This is a genomic window from Vibrio sp. 10N.222.48.A3, from assembly GCF_041475345.1.
Lineage (GTDB): Bacteria > Pseudomonadota > Gammaproteobacteria > Enterobacterales > Vibrionaceae > Vibrio > Vibrio tasmaniensis_A.
Genome location: NZ_JBFRVX010000109.1, coordinates 1 through 8396, shown reverse-complemented (window position 1 = coordinate 8396; position 8396 = coordinate 1). Strand labels below are relative to the sequence as shown.

General features: G+C 43.3%; 7 protein-coding genes. 6 read left to right on the top strand and 1 reads right to left on the bottom strand.

The window, feature by feature from the left end; translation table 11 throughout:
• The first annotated feature begins 241 nt into the window (after positions 1-241).
• The 3 genes from AB4653_RS04130 to AB4653_RS04120 all read left to right on the top strand — a co-directional run bounded on the left by AB4653_RS04130 (position 242) and on the right by AB4653_RS04120 (position 4731).
• Positions 242-1501 carry an outer membrane protein transport protein gene (locus AB4653_RS04130; RefSeq protein ID WP_009845318.1) on the top strand — a complete coding sequence of 420 codons (1260 nt, stop codon included), beginning with the start codon at positions 242-244 and terminating at the stop codon, positions 1499-1501.
• A 13-nt stretch (positions 1502-1514) separates the two neighbouring features.
• Positions 1515-3953, top strand: a complete 2439-nt coding sequence (locus AB4653_RS04125) for a VolA/Pla-1 family phospholipase (protein ID WP_102257720.1) — start codon at positions 1515-1517, stop codon at positions 3951-3953.
• A 220-nt stretch (positions 3954-4173) separates the two neighbouring features.
• A complete protein-coding gene (locus tag AB4653_RS04120) occupies positions 4174-4731 on the top strand; it encodes a PhnA domain-containing protein (protein ID WP_009845316.1) in 558 nt (185 codons plus the stop codon).
• Between the two features lie 71 nt (positions 4732-4802).
• On the opposite strand, the gene AB4653_RS04115 is transcribed toward AB4653_RS04120, so the two are convergent.
• A complete protein-coding gene (locus AB4653_RS04115) occupies positions 4803-5717 on the bottom strand; it encodes a LysR family transcriptional regulator (protein WP_102257728.1) in 915 nt (304 codons plus the stop codon).
• A gap of 238 nt (positions 5718-5955) precedes the next feature.
• On the opposite strand from AB4653_RS04115, the gene AB4653_RS04110 reads away from it, so the two are divergent.
• From AB4653_RS04110 to AB4653_RS04100, 3 genes are all read left to right on the top strand, one after another.
• Complete coding sequence (locus AB4653_RS04110; protein ID WP_004730923.1) at positions 5956-6168, top strand: DUF1656 domain-containing protein; 213 nt, start codon at positions 5956-5958, stop codon at positions 6166-6168.
• 10 nt (positions 6169-6178) lie between these two features.
• Positions 6179-7039, top strand: a complete 861-nt coding sequence (locus tag AB4653_RS04105) for an HlyD family secretion protein (protein WP_009845314.1) — start codon at positions 6179-6181, stop codon at positions 7037-7039.
• Positions 7040-7052: 13 nt separating this feature from the next.
• A partial coding sequence (locus AB4653_RS04100; RefSeq protein ID WP_372103398.1) for an FUSC family protein occupies positions 7053-8396 on the top strand: 1344 nt, incomplete at its 3' end.

Below are 8396 nucleotides of genomic sequence, written 5' to 3'. Positions count from 1 at the left end.
GATAATGCGCATAAACATTCTGGTCACACCTCCAACCACGAATAAACCATTGATTGTATGCATATTATAAATGTTAAAGTCCCGCCCCTTAAAATTATAACTTCACAAAATGATAACTCATTCTTTGACTTTACATGAAACATGAATTTAACATGTCATTTACATTGGAGCATCACTAATAACAATGCTCAGTGTGTTTTCAACAATAAGAATGAGATTTGATGCCCTAGGAGGGTCAAGGATGAAAACAATACAACGCTCTCTCGTTTCGCTTTCTGTACTATTTGCATGTAATTCACTTGCGGCTGGTTTCCAAGTTGCTGAGCACTCTGCCTCAGGCCTTGGACGCGCATTCTCAGGTGAAGGTGCAGTTGCCGATAACGCGAGTGTACTTGCGAGAAACCCCGCTGCAATGACCCTATTTGATACAGCCCAATTTTCAGGCGCGGTTTCTGTCGTTGATCCAGAAGTAGACATTACTCAAAACAATGTTCCAGGTTCTGGCGGACAAAGTCAGACATCTAAAGACGTCGCTCCCCTTCAAATTGTACCTGGTGCTTACTACATTAGCCCAATCAATGAGCAATGGGCTTGGGGCATTGGTATGTTTTCCAACTACGGTGTTGCTACCGATTACCCAGATGATATCTACGCGGGTGATCTAGCTGGTGATACATCACTAATGTCTGTCAATTTAAACCCAAACGTAGCGTATAGAATCGACGACCAATTCAGCATTGGTGCTGGCGTAAACCTTGTTTATGCAGAAGCTGAACTCAACCGACACCAAGGTGCTATTTCAAATGTTACTGGAGATCCTTCGTCGACGAAGTTAATCAGTATGACTGGTGAAACATTCGCATTTGGTTGGAATGTGGGTGGCTTATATGAATTGAATGAAAACAATCGATTTTCTATCGCTTATCGTTCGGAAGTTGACCTTGATTTTGACGATGGTGATTTCAAAGATTACACCGGTGGAATCGTACAAGGTAGCGCAACTGCAACGACTGGCCGCTTAAAAATTACCTTACCTTCAATTATTGAAATATCGGCTTTCCACCAACTGACCGAACAGTGGGCTATCCACTACGGTTGGCAACAAACGGGTTGGAGCAGTTTTAAAGAACTTAAAGCCACCAGTCCAGATTGTAAAGATGGTGTGTGTTTTAAAAAGACAGAACACTACGAGGATAACAACCGCTACTCGTTGGGTGCGACTTATCAGTTGAATCAAGAGTGGACACTAAGGGCGGGTCTTGCCTATGACGAGCAAGCTGGTCAAGCAACGTTAAGTATCCCAGATAGCGATCGTTACTGGTACAGCACTGGCTTGACTTACCAATACAGCCCAGATCTTTCTATTGATGCTGGTTTTGCACTTGTACAAAGTAAAGATGGTGATTTCACGGAAACTAACGAACTGGGTCAAAAGCTTGAGTTTTCAGGTGATGCAGTCGCTTACCTATCTGCAATTCAATTGAACTACACCTTTAACTAAACGGAATTCAAACATGAAAAAGTTATTTAGTGTTTCGCTGCTTGCTTCGGCGATATTTCTTGCCGGTTGTGGTGATGACTCTTCGAGTTCAGGTGCCTCAACTGCCGTTAAATATGAGCAGTACATTCAAGATTCACTGGCTCGCACAACGAGTATTAAGTTTCATCTAAGTGGTGCGAACAAAGCGGTTCCACTGCCAAGCTTTGCTCTGATGGACACGACGGATGGCACTCTCGGGTTACCAACGGGTGGTAAAGATTCGTTAACGAATCCAATTGCGGCAATGAACACAATGGATGGCTGGTCTACTTCGATGCCAATCGTTATGAATTTCGAAGGTACCGGTCTTGCCGACGGTGTCGCGACCGGCGGCGTTTACATTCTAAAACTTAGCAGTTCACTCACATCCACAACACCACCAACGGTTACAGGCGTGTTGACTCTAGGTACGCACTTTAATGTGTTATCTAGCGCTGCAACGGATGCCTTTACTATTGTATTTAAAGATTCACTCGATGCTTCAAGCGAATACGTGTTGGCACTGTCGAATGAACTGAACGATGTTAATGGCGACCCGGTAGGTATGTCGTCAAGCTACGCGGCTCTGAAATCAAGTTCAGTAACGTATACTGACGGCAGCTTAGCTCAAGCTCAGAAAGTAACTCAGGGTGTAGAGCAAATCTTTGCAGGGGCGAATGCCGCCGGCAAGGTTAGCCTTGATACCAAAGACATCATCTACTCGACGTGGTTTACCACCGAATCAGTTGGCGGCTCGCTTTTCGCAACAAAAGCAGCAACAGCGACTGGGTTGGCTTCTGCGAACCTAAATGGTGTATGGAAAGGCAGTGCAAACCCTAATTCGGTTGACCTAAAAGCCGCTTACACTATGTCGTTTCTTCCTGCAGTAACATTCAAAACAGCATTAGCAAATGACACTGATTTTGATAAATACATTGGTGGCGGCGACTCGACTAAGATTGCTAAAGCCAAGTTTGCTATTGGGGCGATGTACGATGCATCAAGTGCAGATGTCAATGTAAGTCAAGGGTCGGTTAAGTTACCTCACTACTTAGAAACAAGCAGCAGCAAATGGAATACTCAGCCGTTTGAATCCGCTATGCCTAGCCTAGCTAAGGTTTCAAATGCTCTAAGTAATAGTGCAGAAAAGGCGAACATGGCCGCTCAACTTATTGCTGCTGGTATTGATGCAAGTATATTAGCGACGAGTCAAACAGAGCAGCTTAAACTCATTGGTTTAAACCTGACTCTTAAAGATGGTTCTGCACTTGATAGCGAGCGAGTCATCACCAAATACTCACCTGTTCCTCAAGTTAAATCATTAGAAGACGTCGAATTCTTACTGTTTACGCCAAATGGTTCTGATCCTACTAATGTTGTGATCTACCAACACGGCATCACCTCCGCGAAAGAAAACGCTTATGCGTTCGCTTACAACCTTGCAAAAGCGGGTGTAGCAGTATTGGCCATTGACTTACCGATCCACGGTACACGTAGTTTGGATGATACTCGTTCGGCAAATGCTGACGTTTTGGCTTATCTAAACTTAGCGAACTTACCCGTCGCTCGCGATAACGTACGTCAAAGTGCACTTGATGTAATGGGCTTACGTGCATCTTTAGCTGTTTCATTAAAAACTGGGGCACTCACAACTTCTCCATTAAAGGCCTTTAACCTAGCTACTGGCTCACAAGTGAAGTTCTTAGGCCACTCGCTAGGCGGTATTGTTGGAACGACGGCAGTTGCAGCCTCTAACCGTACTCTCGGTAGTGTCGCAGCTAATTCGCTTTACTCATTCAGTTCAGCAGCGATAGAAAACTCTGGTGGTCAGATATCTAACCTTCTACTGGGTTCTACAGAGTTTGGCCCTCAAGTTAAGCATAGCGTTGCATTGAGCGCTTCAACTGAATACGCAGGTTTCGCAACCGCGAACTGTGGAAGCCTCTCTAGTAAACAGTGTTACACAACGTTTGAAGCAAACGCGACTGCAGCACAGAAAGCAACCATGACAGCCGCTTTCCAACAGTTCGCTTACGCTGCACAAACGGTGTTAGATACTGTGGATCCGTTTACAAATGCTGCTTATCTAGTTGCTTCTGGCTCACCTGTTCTGCCTATTTATATGGGGCAAGTACAAGGTGATAATACAGTACCAAACACAGTGGCAAACGCTCCGTTCGCAGGAACGACACCGTTAGCAACTAAGCTTGGCCTAACAGTCGTTGATTCGAGTAACACGACCCCTGACGGTGCGAAGGACTTTGTTAAGTTCAGTGATGTTGCTGCACACAGTACGTTTGTAATACCGCAAGATACCACTACACCAACACCTTTGGACGCAGGTCATCATGTAAGCATGCAGACACAAGCTGTAGACTTCTTGATCGACAACGCGTTAACTTCAGCATCTATTACTGCTTCTTTCTTGGAATAAGAATAGTTGCAACTAAACAAATGCCAGCCTTACCGCTGGCATTTTTGTTTCTACCCCCAACCAACTATCCCTAGTTAACCGTTTGCATAAAACGTTAAAACACAAATGGTTGATCTCGGCTAAAATTAATCAAGACAGAATACCGTACGACCTCTTTCTTTATTGTAAATAAAGTGGATAATAGCCCCGGTAATTAATACCTAATAAATGTGAGTCCATTATGTCTTCTGAAGCTACTATGCTAGAACGCTGCCAATCTAAATGTGAACTATGTGGTTCTGATTCTTCTCTTACTGCGTACGCAGTACCGCCACACAGCCACGTAACAGTGGATCACGGCATCATGGTATGTGACAAATGCCTTGGTGAGATTGACGAGCCTAAAGATATCAACCACTGGCGCTGCCTAAGCGACAGCATGTGGAGTCAAGAGGCACCAGTTCAAGTAACGGCATGGCGTCAACTTACTCGTCTGAACACTGAAAGCTGGGCTCAAGACGCACTAGACATGATGTACCTTGAAGAAGAAACATCAGTTTGGGCACAAATCGGCATGTCTGCTGATGATAAGCCTCTTGATGTGAACGGCGTTGAGCTTAAAAAAGGTGACGACGTAACAGTAATCAAAGACCTGCCAATCAAAGGCACTAACCAAGTGATTAAGCAAGGTACTGTTATCCGTGGCATCAGCGTTGGTGACGATCCTAAGCTTGTTTCTGGTAAAACAAATGGCGGTCAATCAATGTACGTAATCGCTGAGTTCTGCCGTAAGAAGTAATTCTTCTCTTAGCTGAACAAAATCTCAAAGGCGCTAATGAATAATTAGCGCCTTTTTAATATCTCAAATTTTCACGACTTAAAACTATCAATAAGTTGCTCGCGGTACTCTTTAATAACAGACACCAAAGAGCCTTTGATACCACTGACTTGCTTCGAGTGCGGGCACCACAAAGCGAATCCAAATTTGAATCCTTCCACCATTTGCGCAGAATGAATGGGCTCAATTGAATGTTTTGAAAACTCAGAGTCGGTAAAAAAAGCCTTAGGAAGAAGTGCCCATCCAAAACCCTCTTCAAGCATTTTGATCATTAACGAAAGCTGATCGATCTCTTCATAGTCAGAGCTCACGATAATCTTTTCAGACATACCTTCGTCAATCAGAGACTTCAATACGAACTGTTTAGAGTTCCTAAGTGCGACTAATACTTCGTCTTTATCGATATGTGAGAGTTCTCCCCCTTTTTGTCCGAATGGATAGAACTCAAAATGCCCAAGGAAAGTAGAATCAAAACTATGCATCGCTCGGCTATTGTGAGCATTCACAAGTCCAAAGTGATATTCCCCACTTTGTATTCCTTGTTTAATTTCGTTCTTATTCCTAACCAGAAAGTTCACTCGCATCATTGGGAAATCGTGTTTAAGTCGTTTTCGTATATCGACCAAAACACGTTGTGGAACGAAACTAGAATACGCGATTGTTATTTTCTCTAACCCACCATAAGAGAGGCTCAACGCCACTTTGTCAAAAGTACGAGCTTGCTCAATCGTCTGTTTTGCATAGTGATAAAGGAGGTGCCCGTCCTCCGTTGGTTCAACAGAGCGCCCGACCCTTTCAAAAAAATTCACTGCAAGGTGATCTTCCAAGTTTGTAATCACCTGACCCACGGTCGTTCTGTGCTTGTTAAGCTTTACCGCCGCCTTGCTAAATGACCGCTGTTCATAGACAGTCACAAACGCGAGAAGTTGTTCAATACTAAAGTTCATTTTAATGTACTTACTTTCTTGGTCATGCATACGAGATAGAAAAATATCTACTGCATCAGAATTAATAATGATAAAAAGACTGAACAAACGTGAATACTGATTTGTACCTTTGCTGCCTATCCTTCCTAGTATATACCTAAACCTGTCTGTATTTGATGGATCTGATCCTCTATATACGATTATTAACATCACCGCATTTCCTTTATCGTTACCTTCTTAAAACGATAGAGATAGACCCATGAACACAATGCCACATGAACTCGTGTGGGGTGAGATCTACTTCCCTCCTTTGCTATTGGTTATCGCGTTAGCTTATGTATTGACGATATTGACTGGCTCAATCGCGACAAAACTTGGGCTACATAAATATGTCGCTTTTCCTGCAATTGCCGAATTAAGCCTAATCGTGATTTTCGTCGGCGTTATCGGTCAATTCATTACCATCTTCTGAGGCATTCACCTTGATTAAACGTTATCTCATCACGCTACTACTGGTCGTTGCCGCAAGCTCTGTGGTTTATAGCTATTACCAATCTTATTCGAGTAATCCCTGGACTAGAGATGGTCAGGTCAGCGCATACATAGTTTCTATTACCCCTCGAGTCACCGGGCAAGTAACTAAAGTCCATATTGAAGACAACTCACAGGTAGTTAAAGGGGATCTCCTGTTTGAGATCGACCCAAGTATTTATCAAGCGGCCTACAATAAAGCACTCGCGACACAGAAACAGGCTCGCGCGCTCTTAGCAAAAGCTAAAAACGAAGAGCAACGCGCGTTGAACTTAGAAAAAAGAACGCCTGGCGCGCTGCCAGTGCTGACCTTGAATAACCTGAACAACGCGGTTGAGACGAATGCAGCTAACGTTGCACTAGCAAAGGCCAATGTTGAAGAGGCACATTTAAATCTCAAATACACCAAGGTTTACGCTCCAACGAATGGCTTCATCACGAACTTAAACCTACGAGAAGGCTCTCAAGTTGTCGCCAATACACCGGTAGTTGCATTGATCGATCAAGACAGTTTCTGGATCGAAGGCTATTTCAAAGAAACTGATCTGGTGAATGTTGGCCCTAACGACAAAGCGCTTGTCACTCTTATGATGCACAACAATATTCAATTGGAAGGCCATATCAAAAGCATTGGCTTTGGTATTGCAACACAAGACGGCAGCACAGGTAATGATCTTCTTCCTAACGTGAACCCAAACTTTCAATGGATTCGCCTCGCTCAGCGTATACCAATTAAAGTAGTACTCGATAACGTGCCTGAAGACTTGCAACTTCGTGTCGGCATGACAGCTTCAATCAAAATAATCAAATAGTTGGATGGCATTTATGTTCAGTGTATCGACCAAAGAAGCAATTAAGGCTTCTCTCGCGATTGTTATCTCTATCTGCCTTACTTTGTGGTTTCAGTGGGAAAAACCTTATTGGGCGGCAATTGCGGTTGCTGTCATGGCATTGAACGAGAGTTTTGCCCATTCAATAAACAAAGGCCATAACCGATTAATGGGAACCTTGTTAGGGACTGGTTATGCCTTTTTCTTGATTGCGATGTTTTCTCAGGACCGCTTTCTATTTCTGATGTTTTTCACCTTATTTCTCGGTACATGCATCTTCATGTCGAGTGATGAAAAATACGGTTATGTCTTTTCAATAGGCTTTGCGGTTTGCTCCATCATCTCTTGTATGGGTGGATTCGATAACCAAATTACATTCTATTTTGCAGTGCTTCGAATACAAGAAACTCTATTAGGTGTTATCACCTTCTCGATTGTTTATCGTCTGATCTGGCCTGTAAACACTGAGCAGAACTTTGTACAACGATTTGAAACAAGCAGAGAAACGCTGATAACAGCAATGAGCGATACCAACAACCTTTATATAGAAGCCTTAGAGTCCAATACCGCTAATATTGAAAAGCTCTATCAACTGTTGGATTTGCCGCTCGCTGGGAGTTATCACCTAAAAGAAAATATTCACGCATGGCGTTTACGAATCAACGAAATGGCGCATATTCAAGAGCGTCTGCTTGAACTCGCCTCGGATGAACTTACTCAACCTATTGATTGGCCAATTCTCACAGAAAAACTGGAAAAACTAGAGTTAATGGCGCCACACTTGTCATTGATTAATGATGTGCCGTTTGTGAAGAGTGAGAAGAAAAACGTTCCTTGGCACCATGAGCACCGTACCTTTGTTCAACACCTGGATGAAGATGGGAGAAAAGTCTTACAAGGAGTCTCGATGTTCGTAACGTCGCTACTGGTTTGGATATATCTACCTGTGCCGGGTGGTTTTATTTTTCCGATGATTGCAGGCGTATTTTCTTCCATGTTGCCGACGATGCCACCAAGTGTAATCAAAGATGCATTTTTCGGGTTGATAGGCACAGGTACCATTATTTTACTTCAATACATCTTTATCATGCCGATGATGACTGAGTTGTGGCAATTGGCATTGTTCTATTTCATTAATAGCATGGTGATATGGAAAGTGTTCGCAACGCCTAAACTTATGGTGCACCGAATACTTGGCATTAACCTGCTGGTCGTACTGACGTCTGGCGCGCTTAATCTAACACCGGTTTATCAGATTCAAACACCATTACTGATGTTAACCACACTGCTCATCATTTTGATGATCGGCAAATTATTTACTGACCTCTTTAGAGTCAAG

Bases quoted from the DNA above. Each gene is read 5' to 3' on its own strand.
- AB4653_RS04130 (WP_009845318.1), top strand. From the start codon at position 242: ATGAAAACAATACAACGCTCTCTCGTTTCGCTTTCTGTACTATTTGCA.
- AB4653_RS04120 (WP_009845316.1), top strand. From the start codon at position 4,174: ATGTCTTCTGAAGCTACTATGCTAGAACGCTGCCAATCTAAATGTGAA.
- AB4653_RS04125 (WP_102257720.1), top strand. From the start codon at position 1,515: ATGAAAAAGTTATTTAGTGTTTCGCTGCTTGCTTCGGCGATATTTCTT.
- AB4653_RS04110 (WP_004730923.1), top strand. From the start codon at position 5,956: ATGAACACAATGCCACATGAACTCGTGTGGGGTGAGATCTACTTCCCT.
- AB4653_RS04115 (WP_102257728.1), bottom strand. From the start codon at position 5,717: ATGAACTTTAGTATTGAACAACTTCTCGCGTTTGTGACTGTCTATGAA.